At 73.1% G+C, this 15,103-nt stretch carries 9 protein-coding genes; 4 read left to right on the forward strand and 5 right to left on the reverse strand.

Translation table 11 applies throughout. The features are described from left to right. Nucleotides 1-35: 35 nt before the first annotated feature. Both C6361_RS28660 and C6361_RS28665 read right to left on the reverse strand, forming a co-directional pair. Complete coding sequence (locus tag C6361_RS28660; protein WP_234359067.1) at nucleotides 36-2,288, reverse strand: sensor histidine kinase; 2,253 nt, start codon at nucleotides 2,286-2,288, stop codon at nucleotides 36-38. 27 nt (nucleotides 2,289-2,315) lie between these two features. Further along, a complete protein-coding gene (locus C6361_RS28665) occupies nucleotides 2,316-2,813 on the reverse strand; it encodes a hypothetical protein (protein WP_107259042.1) in 498 nt (165 codons plus the stop codon). Between the two features lie 376 nt (nucleotides 2,814-3,189). Here C6361_RS28665 and C6361_RS39060 point away from each other — a divergent pair, with 376 nt between their 5' ends. Next, a complete protein-coding gene (locus C6361_RS39060; protein ID WP_159079522.1) occupies nucleotides 3,190-5,229 on the forward strand; it encodes a hypothetical protein in 2,040 nt (679 codons plus the stop codon). 87 nt (nucleotides 5,230-5,316) lie between these two features. Here C6361_RS39060 and C6361_RS28675 read toward each other — a convergent pair whose 3' ends face one another. Both C6361_RS28675 and C6361_RS28680 read right to left on the reverse strand, forming a co-directional pair. Next, nucleotides 5,317-8,304: an AfsR/SARP family transcriptional regulator gene (locus tag C6361_RS28675; RefSeq protein WP_107269616.1), complete on the reverse strand. Its 2,988-nt coding sequence runs from the start codon at nucleotides 8,302-8,304 to the stop codon at nucleotides 5,317-5,319. A gap of 296 nt (nucleotides 8,305-8,600) precedes the next feature. Next, complete coding sequence (locus tag C6361_RS28680) at nucleotides 8,601-9,563, reverse strand: TIGR03557 family F420-dependent LLM class oxidoreductase (RefSeq protein ID WP_107269617.1); 963 nt, start codon at nucleotides 9,561-9,563, stop codon at nucleotides 8,601-8,603. A gap of 266 nt (nucleotides 9,564-9,829) precedes the next feature. Between C6361_RS28680 and C6361_RS28685 the strand changes: the two genes are divergently transcribed. Together C6361_RS28685 and C6361_RS28690 are read left to right on the forward strand one after the other, a co-directional pair. Continuing rightward, nucleotides 9,830-11,242, forward strand: coding sequence for a M1 family metallopeptidase (locus tag C6361_RS28685; protein ID WP_107269618.1), 1,413 nt, complete (start codon nucleotides 9,830-9,832; stop codon nucleotides 11,240-11,242). Between the two features lie 181 nt (nucleotides 11,243-11,423). Then, the gene (locus C6361_RS28690; RefSeq protein WP_107269619.1) at nucleotides 11,424-12,824 is read left to right on the forward strand and encodes a cellulase family glycosylhydrolase; all 1,401 of its coding nucleotides are present in this window, start codon (nucleotides 11,424-11,426) and stop codon (nucleotides 12,822-12,824) included. Nucleotides 12,825-12,964: 140 nt separating this feature from the next. On the opposite strand, the gene C6361_RS28695 is transcribed toward C6361_RS28690, so the two are convergent. Then, nucleotides 12,965-13,852, reverse strand: a complete 888-nt coding sequence (locus C6361_RS28695) for an LLM class flavin-dependent oxidoreductase (RefSeq protein ID WP_107269620.1) — start codon at nucleotides 13,850-13,852, stop codon at nucleotides 12,965-12,967. A 230-nt stretch (nucleotides 13,853-14,082) separates the two neighbouring features. Here C6361_RS28695 and C6361_RS28700 point away from each other — a divergent pair, with 230 nt between their 5' ends. Beyond that, a complete protein-coding gene (locus C6361_RS28700) occupies nucleotides 14,083-15,027 on the forward strand; it encodes a sporulation protein (RefSeq protein ID WP_107259049.1) in 945 nt (314 codons plus the stop codon). Nucleotides 15,028-15,103 lie beyond the last annotated feature (76 nt).

Here is a 15,103-nt window from a genome sequence, read left to right on the forward strand (position 1 = left end):
AGCCGGGCTGCGCATCGCGGGTTCAGCGTAGCGGGCTAGCCGGTCCGGCCCGCGTCGCTGTCCGGACTCTGGTTGCCGGCGGCCTGCGGGGCGGTGCCGGCGGGCTGTGCCGTGGTGCTCCGCGGCTGCGGCACCTCCGACTCCGGGCCGGTGTCGACGGATCGGTGGGCGACCCCCCAGCAGCCGTCCGGGCCGCCGGAACCGGGATCGGTCCCGGAGTCCCCGGCCGTACGGTCGGGGGCGGCGGCATCTACGGCCGGTGCGCCGGTAGCCGCTCGTCCGAGAGTGGCTGGGCTGTCCTGTGCCACCGCACCGGTCGGCTGGTCGGGTACGGCCGGCTGGAACGGCAGACGCACCCGGATGGACGTACCATGTGGACTGCTCGGGGTGATGTCGAACTCGCCGCCGAGTTCGGTGGCCCGTTCCCGCATCGAGTCGAGGCCGACCCCGCCGGGCCGGCGCGGGCCGAGCCCCACCCCGTCGTCCACGATCTCCACCGTCAGCGCCCGGTCCCGGTGCACGTTCACCCGGCAGCTGCTGGCCCGGGAGTGCCGGGTCGCGTTGTTCAACGCCTCGGCGACGATCCGGTACGCGGCCACCTCGATCGCCGCCGGCAGCCCCTGGAGGTTCCCGTCGACCTGCAACCGGACCGAGAGCGTCGGGCTGTCGAACCGGGCGCACTCGTTGCGCAGCGCGGCGGCGAGCCCCCGGTCCAGCGCCGGTGGCCGGAGCTGGTCGACGAGTTGGCGTACCTCGGCGGTGCAGGTTTGCAGGTCCGCGGCGAGCGCGTCGAGGATCCGACCGGTGCGGGGCTGCCCGGCGACGAGCTTGTGCGCCGCCCGGACCTGCATGGCCATCCCGGCCAGCGTCGGGCCGAGCCCGTCGTGCAGGTCGCGGCGGAGTCGCCGACGCTCCTCCTCACGGGCGGTGATCAGGCGCTCCCGCGACTCCTGGAGGTCGTGGATGAGTCGGACGGCGTCGGCCGCCACGGCCGCGTGCAGTGCCAGGTCGCCCAGCAGCCGCCGTTCCACCGGGGTGAACCGGCTCGCCGCGCTCCGGTTGGCGACCAGCAGCCGGCCGACCCGGTCCCCCCGGGTCACCATGTCGAACGCCTCGACCGGGGTGTTCGCGGTGCCGTGCGCGGCGAGGACGCGCGGCCCCTCCCGCCCCTCGACCTCCACCGCCACGTGCGGCACCCGCAGCGACCGGGCGATGGTGTCGGTCAGCAGCGGCAGCACCGCGCCGGGCTCGACGGTACGGCCGAGCAGCTCGCCGAGCCGGGCCATCACCTGGTACGGGTCGTCCCGGTCGCCGTAGAGCAGCCGGTTGACCCCCCGCTGCACCCGGCCCCGGGCCGGCTCGAAGGCGACCGCGATCAGCCCGGTCGCGACCAGCGAGGCGTTCGAGGTGCTGCCCGCCATCAGCAGGTCCCGGAGCAGGGTGATCAGCCCGACGAACGCGGCGATCACCAGCAGGCTCATCACCAGCCAGACGATGGTCCGGTTGATGACCTGGTCCAGCCCGTACAGCCGGTAGCGCAGCACCGCGACGGCCATCCCGACCGGAAGTGCGACCACCATGATCACCCAGGCTCCGGGCAGGTCGATGGTCTCCAGCACGAGGCCGAGCAGCAGCAGGATCGCGCTTGCCAGTAGGCAGGCCAACTGCGCCCGGGTCTCACCGTCGGCCCGTCGCCAGCGCAACACCAGCGCGACCAGTGCCGCCACCAGGCCGAGCACGGTGACCCCGATGCCGAGCAGTCCGACCAGCACCAGCGTGCGGGCCCGCTGGGTCGGCGCCGCCTCGGCGACGCTGACCAGGCTGTAGGGGTCGTCCAGGGCGGCCACCGCGTAGGCGAGCGAGGCGACGGTGATGCCGACGACCATCAGCACCGCGACCGGTCGCCACCGCCGGGACGGCAGGCGGCCGTCCGGGAAGACCAGCAGGGCAAGGAAGATCAGTCCGTACGGCGGCCACCAGGCCCACTGGCTCAGCCAGGCGGCGGGCAGAACGTTTCCCCAGCTCTCCGCGAGCGTGGCCATGCTCGCCGCCCCCCCGGCGGCGAGCATGAGCCGGCCCACGAGATGTCCGGGTATGCCTACCAGGACCAACGCGCCCATGGCGGTGAACGCGACCGCGATCACCGCGGTCTCTCCGGTCAGTTGGACCGTCGTGTCACCAATGTTGATCACTTGCCCGATCACCGCGAGCGCGACGACAACGGCTGCCCCGACCAGCACGGCGACCCGACGTGCGGGCCACCGCCCGGTGTCCTCGGTGGACGTCACCCCTTCGACCCCTGTCCGATCAAGTGCTCAGTGTGTCCAGCCGGCCGCGTGCAGGGAGTTGTGGAACCAACCACCCTGCGTCATCAGCCTGACGCCACCGGAGGGCGAGTCGCCACCCGGGAAGTGCGCCGCGTCCTCGGCGAGCGTGCCGCCGCCGAGCTGCGGCAGCGCGGCGATCGCCTCGTCCACGGTCAACCCGGAGTCGGCGACGGTCTCCGGGTGCCGGCGGATGTAGTCGCCGACGTGCTGGACGACGGCCTGTAGCCGGCCCTGGACCAGCTCCGGGTCGGGATCCTCCAGCGTCGGTACCAGCCCCTCCAGCTCCCAGGCGTGGCTGAGTACCGGCGCGAGCCGACGGCCCGCCTTGTCGAAGAACTCAAGGCCGCCCTGGGCCTTGGCGCCGATGTCCTTCTCGCTCAGCATCTCCGCGACGCTGCCGTAGGCGTGCGCGAAGCTGTTGTCGCTGGCGATGACGATCGGTTCGATCTCGGTACGGCGAACCGGGCGAATCGGCTTAGCGGTCATGACACTCCCCTCGTAATCCAATCTCGACGGTTCTCGGCGCTGGTGGGCGACGGTTCCTCCGCAGCCTAGGCCCGCTGTTCAACGGGGCGCGGAACGGTCCGTCGGACTGACGCATCATGTCCCGTCGGGGGTCCCGCAGGCCCGGGACCGGTGTCCCAGTCCACTCGGGAAAATCCGGCGTGTCTCCGTACGGTCCGGTACCCGACCGGATCTGGTGCACGACTCTCCGATCGAAGCCACCGCTGCGGGGCCCGGCCGGAGGTACTCGATGTCGGGTCGATGGCCACTCGATGCGCCGGCCCGGCACTCTCGTCGGCGGTGCCAGCCGCCACTCACCACGGCCGGCACTTCACCAATCGCCAAACCGGGGAGACCTATGACGCCCGAGTCGTCGGCAACCGCGAGCCGGAGTTCCGGCCTCGCCATGCCGCTGCGTGGGCAGACCTCGGCTCCCGCCCGCCACCCGGCGTGGTCCGGGCAGCCTGAGCCGGCCGACCTGGTCGGCGAGCTGCTGGACCGGATCAGCCTCGCCGGCTGGACCGTGCGACAACGGGCCGGGCGGACCGTGGTCACCCCGGCGCTGCCGGTCAACCGCCTGCAGGGCTGGAAGCTGCACGTCTCGGCGACGCCCGCGAACGCGCCGCTGGTGCTCGCGGCCTGCGCGCCGACGCTGGTCGAGACCGGTACCGAATTCAGTTTCGTCGCCACCGCAGCGGGGCTCGCCGAACTCAACGGTCCCCGGGCACCGAGGGCCCGGGCCGGAAAGTTCCTCACCGTGCACCCCGCGACCGACGAACTCTTCCGGGAACTGGCGAGACGTCTCGACGAGGCGACCGCCGGCTATGTGGGGCCGGCCGTCCTCTCCGACCGGCCGTACCAGTGGGGCGGGGTGGTGCACTACCGGTACGGCGCCTTCGGCGGGGTCGGCGTACTGGACGACGACGGCCGGTACCGGCGCTGCCTGGTCGATCCGGAGGGGAACCTGGTCGAGGACCGGTGCGAGCCGGTCTTCCGGCCACCGGCCTGGGCCGAGCCGCCGTTCGACTCCGCGCCGGGGCGATCGGCCCCGGCGGTGCCCGGGGCGCCGGTGTGGCCGACCAACCGGGCCGGCCCGACCGGGCCCAGCTGGTCGGTGGCGTCGATGCAGATCTTGGGGACGTCCACCGCCGAACCGGTCTTCGGTTCGGCGGGGACGGCCGGGTCCGTGGGGGGCGGACCGGGGGGCCCGGCCGGGCCCGCAGTACCTGCTCGGTCGGGGGGCTCGACCGAGTCGGAGGGCCCGGCCGGGTCGGGGGAAACCACGCGGGTGGGGGAATCCGCGGGGTTCGGGGGAACCGTGCGGTTCGGGGGAGCCGCGCGGGTGGGGGGACCTGCCGGGTCGGGGAACCCGGTCGGGCCGGCGGGGGCGGCCGGGTCAACGGGGGCGGTCGGGTCGACGGGGACGTGGGGGCCCGTCGACCCGACCGGACCGGCCGAGGTCCTGATCGGCGGCAGGTACGCGGTCACCGGGGCTATCCGGCAGGCGAACAAGGGGGGCGTCTACCGGGCCCGGGACCTGCGTACCGGCGTCGAGGTCCTGATCAAGGAGGCCCGGCCGTACGTGGGGGTCGACGCGTACGACCGGGACGTCCGGGACCTGCTCGGGCACGAGGCGCGGGTGTTGCGCCACCTGCTCCCGCTCGGCGTGACGCCCCGGCCACTGCGCGAGTTCGTCCAGGGCGACCACCGGTTCCTCGTCGAGGAACTACTCCCGGGGCGGCCACTCTCCGCCGACCTGCCGGACGTACGGGTGGTCGGTCCGGGCCGGCCCGGCTGGCATCACCTGCTCGGCCGGCTGGCCCGGCTGCTCGGCGCGGTGCACCCGGTCGGCGTGGTACTCCGGGACCTGGCTCCGGAGAACGTGCTGCTGCTGCCGGACGGGGAACTCCGGCTGGTCGACCTGGAGCTGGCCGCGTTACGCACCGGCGGGCCGGACGACTGGTCCTACCTCGACCTGCGGCTCTCCGGCGCGGCCGGCTTCGTCGCTCCGGAACTGTGGCGGGGCGCGGCACCGGACCCGGCGGCCGACCTGTTCAGCCTGGGCGTGCTGGCTCTCTGGCTGGCCGGCCGGGTCTCCCCGGCCGGCCTCGACGTGGCGGGTACCGGCTCGTGGGCCGGATCCGCCGGCCTGCCGGTACGGTGGCCGGAGGACTGGGTGGCGGCGCTGCTGGCGCCGTCGTTCCGCGGGCCGCCGGTTCCGGCGCCGTTGCGCCGGATCGTCACCGGCCTGCTGCGGGCGGAGCCGGCCGACCGGATCGGGCTGGACGAGGTGGTCGGGCTCTGCGCCGAGGCTTCCGGTCCGGTCGTTCCGTCGGCCTCCGCGACCACCCGGCTGCCGACCCGTGCACCGGACGGCACCGCCAAGCCGTCGCCGTAACCGGCTGGACGCCATACGACGACCGACCCGGTCCAGCCAGATCCGACCTCTCGCGGCCGCGCCGATCGGCGGGCGGCACGCTCCCGGTCACTCGCTCCCGGCCAGGGCCGGGTCGGGCGGGCGTACCTGGCCCGGGATGACCGCCACGACGTCCGGCGGGCGCTGGGCCGATCCACGGCGCGGCGCCGGAGCGCCACCGACCGGCCGCCGTGCCACCGGCTCGGGCTGGTCGGCGGGGCAGAGGATCGGGGTGGCCCGGGGCGCGACCCCGATCCGTCGGATCACCCCGCGCAGCGTTCCCGTCCTCCGCAGCGGAGCCGGCTCGTCGGTGCCGCGCCGCGCCCCGACCCCGACCGGGCTCGCCGCCGGAGCGGGACGCTGCCCGGCCAGCCACTGGACGGCCGCGCAGGCCGCCGCCCGGTCCGGATCACCCAGCTCGTCGAAGAGCCGCCGGGCGGCCCGCGCCGCCGTCCAGGCCGCGCCGGACTCGGCCCGGGAGAGCAGCAGCAGGGCGTTGCCGAGCGACAGCAGCGCCCGGCCGCGATCGACACCGCCCCGGTCCCGCAGCGCGGCGCGACCGTGCGCGACCGCGCGCTGCCACAGCTCGGTCAGGCCGCGCTGGTGCAGGAAGTTCGTCGGTGCCACCGCCAGCCGCCAGGCCAGCTCGGTGTCGCCGAGTCCGGCGGCCTGCTCGGCGGCGCCGACCAGCAGGTGCCGTTCCGCGCCGAGCCAGCCGAGCGGGTCGGCGTCGACGGCGCGCAGGAGTTCCTCGCCCGGACCGAACCCGCGCGGCAGGCCGATCGCACCGGCCGGGAAGACCTGCTCGGGTACCTGCCGGTCGGCGCGCAGCGCCAGGTCCAGCAGCCACCAGTACGCCCGGCGGTGCGCCGTCGCCCGGGTCGGCGGTGGATCGTCGACGCCGACCCGTTCCGCCGCGTACAGCCGGACGAGTTCCGGCATCCGGTAGCGGGACAGCCCGGTACGCCGGTCCGGCACGGGCCACACCAGACCGGCGTCGGTCAGGGCGGCCAGAGCCTGCTCGGCGCTGCTCTCGTCGGTGTCCAGCAGCGGGACGGCGAGCCAACCGGGGAACTCGGCCACCGGCAGCGCGCCGAGCCGCCGCAGCAGGGTCGCGGGTTGCGGCGCCAGCCGCTGGTACGCCCCGGCCAGTCCGCGCCGCACGTCCCGGTCGCCGTCGACGAGCCGGTCGAGCCGGCGCGTACCGTCGGTGAGCCGGTCGACGGCCTGGGGCAGCGACCGGTCGGCCCCGACCGCGAGCCGATTTCCGGTGACCCGGATCGCCAGCGGGAGCCGGTCACAGAGCTGCACCATCCGGTGCACGGCCGGCAGGTCACCGGCGACCCGGTCCGGCAGCATGCCGGTGAGCAGCCGGACCGCCGGCTCGACCGGCAGCACGTCGAGGGTGACCCGGTGGGCGCCGTCCAGGCCGGCCAGCGGGCGCCGGGCGGTCACCAGCGCCGCCGAGGCCGGCCCGGTGGGCAGCAGCGGGCGTACCTGCGCCTCGTCGGCGGCACCGTCGAGCAGGACCAGGATCCGGCGCCGTGCCACCAGCGACCGGTAGAGGTCACGCCGCTCGGTACGCCCGTCCGGAACCGCGGCCCCGGGTACGCCGAGCGCGCGGAGGAACCCGCCGAGTACCTCGTGCGGGTCCACCGGCACGCCCTGACCGCCGTCGACGAGTTCGGCGTAGAGGCAGCCGTCCGGGTGTCCGGGGCCGACGTCCCAGCCGGCCCGGATCGCCAGTGCCGTCTTGCCGACCCCGGGCAGGCCGGAGACGACCACCACGGCCGGTCCGGTCCGGCCGGTGCCGTCGCCGAGGGCGCGGCGGATCCGGGTCAGTTCGGCGTCCCGCCCGACGAAGTCGGCGACGGCGGGCGGAAGCTGCCACGGGACATCCCCGGTGCGTCCGGTCGTACCGTCCCGGCCGCTGGGTCGACGGCGGGCCGGGCCGCCCGGTTGCCCGCCGGGCCGTCGACCGGGCAGCCCACCCGGTCGACGAGCCGGTCGTCCGGCCACCCGACGGCGGGCCGGTGGCCCGCCCGGGCGCCGTCCCGGCCGGTTCGCATCGGTGCTCCCCGAGTCGACGGCGGCCGCCAACGACGCACCCGGCCCCGCCAACGGAGCTTCCGGCCCCGCCAACGAGGCACCCGGCCCCGCCAACGGAGCTTCCGGCCCCGCCAACGGCGCACCCGGCCCCGCCAACGGAGTTTCCGGGCTCGCCAGCGAGGCGCCCGGCCCCGCCAACGGAGCTTCCGGGCTCGCCAGCGAGGCGCCCGGCCCCGCCAACGGAGCTTCCGGCGGGAGGTCGAGCGCGGGATCGCGGTTGAGGATCCGGTGCTGGAGTTCGGTCAGGCGGGGGCCGGGCTCGATCCCGACCTCGTCGGCGAGTCGCCGACGGAAGTCCTGCAATCCGGTGAGCGCCTCGGTGACCCGGCCGCAGCGATAGAGCGCGAGTACCAGATTCTCCCGGAAGCGTTCGTTGAACGGATCCGTGGCAACCAGCCCGACCAGTTCGGTGACCAGGTCGGCGTGCCGGCCGAGCGCGAGTTCGAGTTCGACGCAGCGGGCCCGGATCGCGGCCCGCCGCTCGGTGAGCAGGGTGGCCGCCGTCCCGACCAGTTGCCCGGGCACCCCGGCCAGCGCGGAGCCGCGCCACAGGTCGAGCGCGGACCTCAGCCGTGCGACGGCATCGGCGGGCCGGCCGGTGGAGGCCGCCCGCTCCGCCTCGGCGACGTACCGCTCGAACAGCAGCGCGTCGAGTTCGTCGGTCGTCACGGCGAGCCGGTAACCGGCCGACTCGGTGAGTACCATCGGCCGCTGCGCGCCGGCCCGGGCGAGCAGCCGGCGCAGTTGGGACACCACGATGGTCAGTTGGCTGCGGGCGGTCGGCGGCGCGTGCCAGCCCCACACCGCCTCGATCAGCCGGTCGGTCGGCACCGTCCGGTTGGCCTCCAGGAGCAGGGTCGCGAGCAGGGTCGAGACCCGGGCGCTCCGGATCCGGAGTGGAGCACCGGCAACCTCGACCGACAGGGGACCCAGGATTCTGAACCGCATACTCGTCTCCGCCGCGTCGCCGCGCGACAGCCGTACGACTGCCTGGGGCCGAGCCTGCTGCACCGCCCGAGGCCGAGCCAGGGACAGCTGACCCGGCTGTCCGGGAGGAATGCCCGACACGCCGGGCACGCCCCGACACGTCGGCCGGTCGGTCGAGCGCCGGCCGGCCGATCAGAGGAGCAGATTGACGAGTACGGTCAGGACGATCGAGCCGACGATCGAGATCAGGATCATCAGCAGGCAGCCCAGTCCGCCACCGAGCGGGCGGACCTCGACACGGCCGAATCGCATCCCGGTCAGAGCTCCCGCAGCCGGGGCAGCAGCTCGTGCTCGGCCCAGTCCAGGAACCTCGGCTGGCCCTCGACGCCGACCTGCACGAACGCCACGTCGGTGAAGCCGGCGTCGACGTACTTGCGGAACGCCTCGACGTGCGGGTCCAGGTCCGGTCCGCAGGGTACGAGCTGCGCGATGTCCTCGGGACGGATGGCCTCGCTGGCGCTGACGAAGGACTCCGGCCCGGGCAGCTCGGCCTTGACCGTCCAGTTCAGGGCGGCCCACCGCCACTGGTCGTGCACCGTCTTGCGGCAGTCGTCGGCGTCCGGGCCGTAACAGACCGCCGCCTGCCCGTAACGGGGCTTGCCGGCGCCGCCGCGTTCGTCGTACATCCTGACCACGGCCGCGTCCGGGTTGTCGCAGACCAGCGCGTCGGCGTACTCGCATGCCAGCTCGACCGAGTGCGGCCCGGAGGCCGCGAGGGCGATCGGGATGGGGCCCTCCGGCCGGTCCCAGAGGTACGCCTCGGGCACCTCGAAGTGGTTGCCGGAGTAGGAGAGGTTGTCGCCGTCGAGCAGCGGCCGGATGATCTGCAACGCCTCCTCCAGCATCTCGTGCCGCTGGTGCACGTAGGGCCAGGCGCCCGCCACGTGTTCGTTGAGGTTCTCCCCGGCGCCGAGCGAGAGGGTGAACCGGCCGTCGGACATCACCCCGATCGTCGCGGCCTTCTGCGCCACCACCGCCGGGTGGTAACGCCGGATCGGGCAGGTCACGTAGGTCATCAGTTTGATCCGGGAGGTGGCGTGCGCGACCGCGCCGAGTACGGCCCAGGCGTAGGGCGAGTGGCCCTGCGAGGCGAGCCAGGGGGAGTAGTGGTCGGAGATGACCAGATAGTCGAAGCCGGCCTGTTCCGCCCGGACCGCCTGGTCGACCAGGTCCTTCGGTCCGGTCTGTTCACACATCAGCGTGTAGCCCACCCCGACCATGCCGGCCTCCTCCGTCGTCCGATTCCGGTTGTCTACCCCTCCTGGCGCCGGTAAACCCCGGTCGTCCGGCGTGAAGTGCAGTGACGTCCTTGACTATTTCCCGACCGTGGAGGTAGGTTCGTCCTTAACCGGTTAAGAATGGCCGGTGCATCATCCTTGTGGTGGGGATGACGGCGCCCGTGGCGGTCGGTCACCGCACCGCCCGGGCGCCGCCGGCGGAGTTCGGTTCTTCCCCCCGGTCAACGGCCGTATTAACGTGTCCGACCATGGTGATCTCTCGACGGCTCGGTGCCGTGCTGGCGGCGACGACCGTCACCCTCTCGCTCGGTGCCACCCCCGCGTCGGCCACCGGGCGGGGTCACGGTCACGGCGGTGCCGGGAAGCCGGGTGCGCCGGGGGTCGGTGACGGCTATTTCCCGGCGGCCGGCAACGGCGGGTACGACGTCCTCCACTACGGACTGGAGATCCGCTACGAACCGACCAGCCGGGCCTTCGCCGGGGTCGCCACGATCAGCGCCCGGGCCACCGACCGGCTCTCCCGGTTCAACCTCGACCTGCGCGGCTTCGAGGTGCGGTCGGTGACCGTCGACGGCCGGGCCGCCCGGTACGACCGGGACGGCCAGGAGCTGCGCATCTCGCCGAGGAACGGCCTGTCCCGGGGCGAGCGGTTCACCGTCGTCGTCCGGTACGACGGCACCACCGGCCGCCCGACCGACATCGAGGGCGCCCTCTACGGCTGGGTCTCCACGCCGGACGGCTCCTTCGTGGCGAACGAGCCCGACGGCGCCGCCACCTGGTATCCGGTCAACGACCACCCGACCGACAAGGCCAGCTACGACTTCCGGATCACGGTGCCGGCCGGCAAGACCGCGGTCGCCAACGGCGAACTCGTCGAGCAGCGCACGAGGAACGGCTGGACGACCTTCGTCTGGCGGGCCCGCGACCCGATGGCGAGCTACCTCTCCACCGCCTCGGTCGGCGACTACGACCTGCGCCGCAGCACCGGCCCGCGCGGCCTGCCGATCATCGACGCGGTCGACCGGGACCTCGGCCCGGACGCCGCCGACGGGCTGGCCCGGACCAGGGAGATGATCGAGTACTTCTCCGACCTCTTCGGCCGGTACCCGTTCACCTCCTACGGGGCGATCGTCGACGACGACGAGGACGCCGGGTACGCGCTGGAGACGCAGACCCGGCCGATCTACTCAGGACCGCCCGGCGAGGGCACGGTGGCGCACGAGCTGGCCCACCAGTGGTACGGCAACAGCGTCAGCCCGGCCCGCTGGCAGGAGATCTGGCTCAACGAGGGGTTCGCCAGCTACGCCGAGTGGCTCTGGGAGGAGCACACCGGCGGGCGTACCGCGCAGGCGCGGTTCGACACCAACTACGCCCGGCCGGAGACGGCGAGCTTCTGGAACCCGCCGCCCGGCGACCCGGGTGCGACCAACCTCTTCGCCGGCTCGGTCTACACCAAGGGCGCGATGACGCTGCACGCGCTGCGTACGAAGATCGGTGACCGGGCCTTCTTCGCCCTGCTCCGCGCCTGGTACGCGGCGAACCGCGACGACACGGTGACCACCGCCGACTTCGTCCGGCTCGCCGAGAAGGTCAGCGGGCGGCAGCTCGACGCCTTCTTCCAGACCTGGCTCTACACCCCGGGCAAGCCCACCGCCTGGTGACGATCCGGCACCGCCCCTCCGCCCGGTACCGGGCGGAGGGGTTACTTAACCGGTTGCGTTAACCGGTTCATCGGCCTACCCTGATCCGTGCCGTCGCAGGGAGTTGGGTGGCAACTGTCGGGCAACAGTTGCCGGTCCCCTCACTTCTGTCCCCGTCCCGGGACCCTCCCTGAGGTAGGTCATGAAAAGACGAATCTACGCCGTCGCATCGGCGCTGCTCGCGCTCGTCGCCGCCACTGCCGTCTCGCTCTTCGTGGTGACCCCGTCGGCACAGGCGGCGGCCGGCTTCACGATCAGCGGCGGGCGGCTCATCGACGCGCGCGGCAACGAGTTCATCATGCGTGGGGTCAGCCACGCGCACACCTGGTACGCCAGCCAAACCGGTTCATTCCGCGACATCAAATCGCTGGGCGCGAACACCGTACGGGTGGTGCTGAGCAGCGGTGCCCGGTGGACCCAGAACAGCGCCAGCGACGTCGCCAACGTCATCTCGCTGTGCAAGGCCAACCGGCTGATCTGCGTCCTGGAGGTGCACGACACCACCGGGTACGGCGAGGAGGGCGCGGCGATCACCCTCGACCAGGCGGTGAGCTACTGGATCAGCATCCAGAGCGCACTGGCCGGCCAGGAGAACTACGTCATCCTCAACATCGGCAACGAGCCGTTCGGCAACAACGAGGCGACCAGCGCCAACTGGCCGACGCACACCCGTAACGCGATCACCCGGCTGCGCAACGCCGGCTTCGACCACACCATCATGGTCGACGCGCCGATGTGGGGTCAGGACTGGCGCTTCATAATGCGGGACAACGCGCAGAGCGTCTTCAACGCCGACCCGGACCGGAACACCATCTTCTCGATCCACATGTACGGCGTCTTCGACACCGCCGCCGAGATCACCGACTACCTCGGCCGGTTCCGCAGCGCCAACCTGCCGATCGTGGTGGGGGAGTTCGGGCACAACCACTCGGACGGCAACCCGGACGAGGACACCATCATGTCGTACGCCCAGCAGAACGGGATCGGCTACATCGGCTGGTCGTGGAGCGGTAACGGCGGCGGCGTCGAGTACCTCGACATGGTGACGAACTTCAACGTGAGCCAGTTGACCTCGTGGGGGCAGCGGATCTTCAACGGGGCGAACGGGATCCGGCAGACCGCCCGGGAGGCGACCGTCTACAGCGGCGGCAACCCGACGACTCCGCCGACGACCCGGCCCCCGACCGGTACCCCGACCACCCGCCCACCGACGACTCCGCCGACCACGTCACCGGGCGGTACCCGGGGCTGCACCGCCACGTACGCCGTCACCGGGCAGTGGCAGGGCGGCTTCCAGGGCGAGGTCCGGGTGACCGCCGGCAGCGCGGCGATCAGCGGCTGGACCGTCACCTGGACCTTCGCCAACGGGCAGCAGGTCAACCAGGCGTGGAACGCGACGCTCAGCAGCAGCGGGTCGACCGTGACCGCGCGGAACGTCTCGCACAACGGCAGCCTCGGCGCCGGGGCGAGTACCGCGTTCGGGTTCATCGGAACCTGGAACGGCAGCAACACCACGCCGACGCTGAGCTGCACCGCCAGCTGACCTGTCGGCTTCCGCCGGTGGCCGGGCCCGCGTCCGCGGGCCCGGCCACGCGTTCCTGCGGCGACCGGTCGGCAACCACCCGCCGGCGTCTCCGCCGTCTCCGGGGCCTCCGGCGTCTCCGCCGGTTCCCGAGGGGACGGTCAGCTCCGGCCCGGTAGCCGGGGCAGCACCTCGGTGGCCACCTCCGCGAGGACCGCCTCGTCCCCGGCGTACCAGCTCGACTCGCGCGGCCAGTGCGTGACGACGTCGGTGAAGCCCAGCTCGGCGGCCCGGCCGACCGCCTCGGCGAAGTGCCCCGCGCTGGAGAGCGAGAAGACCGGGGCGGAGTCGAGGGAGAGATAGCGGTCCAGGCTGCCGGGCTCCCGGCCGGCGGCGGCGAGGATCTCGTCCATCCGGCCGGCGAGGTCGGCGACGGAGCGCCACCACGCCGCCATGTCGTCGCCGTCCGGGATGCCGGTGGTGACCCAGCCCTGGCCGTACCGGGCGGCGAGCCGCATCGAGCGCGGCCCGTTCGCGGCGACCACGAACGGCACCCGGGGCTGCTGGACGCAGCCGGGGTTGCTCCGCGCGTCGACCGCCGCGTAGTAGTCGCCCCGCCAGGTGACCCCGTCGGTCCGGAGCAGCAGGTCGAGCAGCTCGGTGAACTCGGTGAACCGGTCGACCCGGTGTCGGGGGGAGAGCGCCCGGGCACCGAGTACGTCCGAGTCGAACCCGATCCCGCCGGCGCCGATGCCGAGCAGTACCCGGCCGTCCGAGACGTCGTCCAGCCCGGTGATCTGCCGGGCGAAGTGCACCGGGTGCCGGAAGTTGGGCGAGGCGACCAGGGTGCCCAACCGGATCCGGGAGGTGACCATCGCGGCCGAGGTCAGCGTGCCCATGGCGTCGAACCACGGCCCGTCGACCAGGTCACGCCAGCCGAGGTGGTCGTAGGTCCAGGCGTGGTCGAAGCCCCACTCCTCGGCCTGGCGCCACCGGCGCTCGGCCACGGACCACCGCTGGTCGGGAAGGATCACGATACCCACGCGCATGGTCTGGAGAGCTTACGTCCCGCCCGCCGCCGCCAGCCTCCCGGCCGGCGGCCCGGTGTGTCCGGGCACTCGTCGCGGGCCCGGCTCCGTCACCCGAATCGGTGACGGGCGAACGCTCCCAGCCACCTCACAGCTACGGTGAATAGGGTCACCGGAGTGCGCGTCGATCCATCGTGGAAAATGCGCGCCGACACCAGCGGCACATATCCGCCGTAAACAGGAGTATCTCTATGGTCTTCAAGAAGATGTTGAGCGCCTTCGGCGTCGGCGGTCCGAGCGTGGACACCGTGCTGACGAACCCGAACACCCGGCCCGGCCTGGTGCTCGACGGGCAGGTCAACCTGCGCGGCGGGGATTCCGCGGCCGACATCGAGCAGGTCACCGTCGCGCTGGTCACCCGGGTCGAGATGGAGGCCGGAGACAGCGAGTACGCCGGCACCATGGAGTTCTACCGTCTCCCGGTCAGCGGCGCCATGCGCCTGGAAGCCAAGCAGGAACTGGCGATCCCGTTCCAGCTCCCGGTGCCCTGGGAGACCCCGATCACCGACGTCTACGGTCAGCGGCTGCGCGGCATGACGATGGGGCTGCGTACCGAACTCGCGATCGCCCGGGCGGTGGACAAGGGCGACCTGGACGCCATCGCGGTACACCCGCTGCCGGTGCACGAGAAGATCCTGGAGGCGTTCGCCCAACTCGGCTTCCAGTTCAAGAGCGCCGACCTGGAGCGCGGGCAGATCTACGGCGTGCAGCAGACGCTGCCGTTCTACCAGGAGATCGAGTTCTTCGCCGCCCCGCAGTACGCGCACGCGATCCGCGAGGTCGAGCTGACCTTCGTCACCAACCAGCACGGCGTCGACGTCATCATCGAGTGCGACAAGCGCGGCGGAATGTTCAGCGGCGGGCACGACAGCGTGGGCCGGTACACCGCCGAGCACGCCGGTGTCGACCAGGTCGACTGGCGGCAGCGGGTCGAGGGCTGGCTGGCGCAGACGGTGCAGAGCTACGGCCGGCACGGCGGGGCGGGACAGCACTACGGACACCCCGGCAAGCAGGGGCACCACGGCGGGCACGGCATGGGCGGCATGGTCGCCGGTGCGGCGCTCGGGCTGGCCGGCGGCATGATCGCCGGTGAGATGCTGGAGGACGCCTTCGAGGGCGACTTCGGCGAGGAGTGACCCGGCCGACGGCCACGGACGAGGAAAAGGCCGCGGTCCCCGCCGTTGTCGGCGGGGACCGCGACCCCCCGTGGCA

Origin of the sequence: Plantactinospora sp. BC1 (assembly GCF_003030345.1) — a bacterium.
In the GTDB taxonomy this organism is placed as follows: domain Bacteria; phylum Actinomycetota; class Actinomycetes; order Mycobacteriales; family Micromonosporaceae; genus Plantactinospora.

Excerpts from the sequence above, each read along its gene's own strand:
- C6361_RS28665 (WP_107259042.1), bottom strand. The coding sequence starts at position 2,813 with ATGACCGCTAAGCCGATTCGCCCGGTTCGCCGTACCGAGATCGAACCG.
- C6361_RS39060 (WP_159079522.1), top strand. The coding sequence starts at position 3,190 with ATGACGCCCGAGTCGTCGGCAACCGCGAGCCGGAGTTCCGGCCTCGCC.
- C6361_RS28675 (WP_107269616.1), bottom strand. The coding sequence starts at position 8,304 with ATGCGGTTCAGAATCCTGGGTCCCCTGTCGGTCGAGGTTGCCGGTGCT.
- C6361_RS28680 (WP_107269617.1), bottom strand. The coding sequence starts at position 9,563 with ATGGTCGGGGTGGGCTACACGCTGATGTGTGAACAGACCGGACCGAAG.
- C6361_RS28685 (WP_107269618.1), top strand. The coding sequence starts at position 9,830 with ATGGTGATCTCTCGACGGCTCGGTGCCGTGCTGGCGGCGACGACCGTC.
- C6361_RS28690 (WP_107269619.1), top strand. The coding sequence starts at position 11,424 with ATGAAAAGACGAATCTACGCCGTCGCATCGGCGCTGCTCGCGCTCGTC.
- C6361_RS28695 (WP_107269620.1), bottom strand. The coding sequence starts at position 13,852 with ATGCGCGTGGGTATCGTGATCCTTCCCGACCAGCGGTGGTCCGTGGCC.
- C6361_RS28700 (WP_107259049.1), top strand. The coding sequence starts at position 14,083 with ATGGTCTTCAAGAAGATGTTGAGCGCCTTCGGCGTCGGCGGTCCGAGC.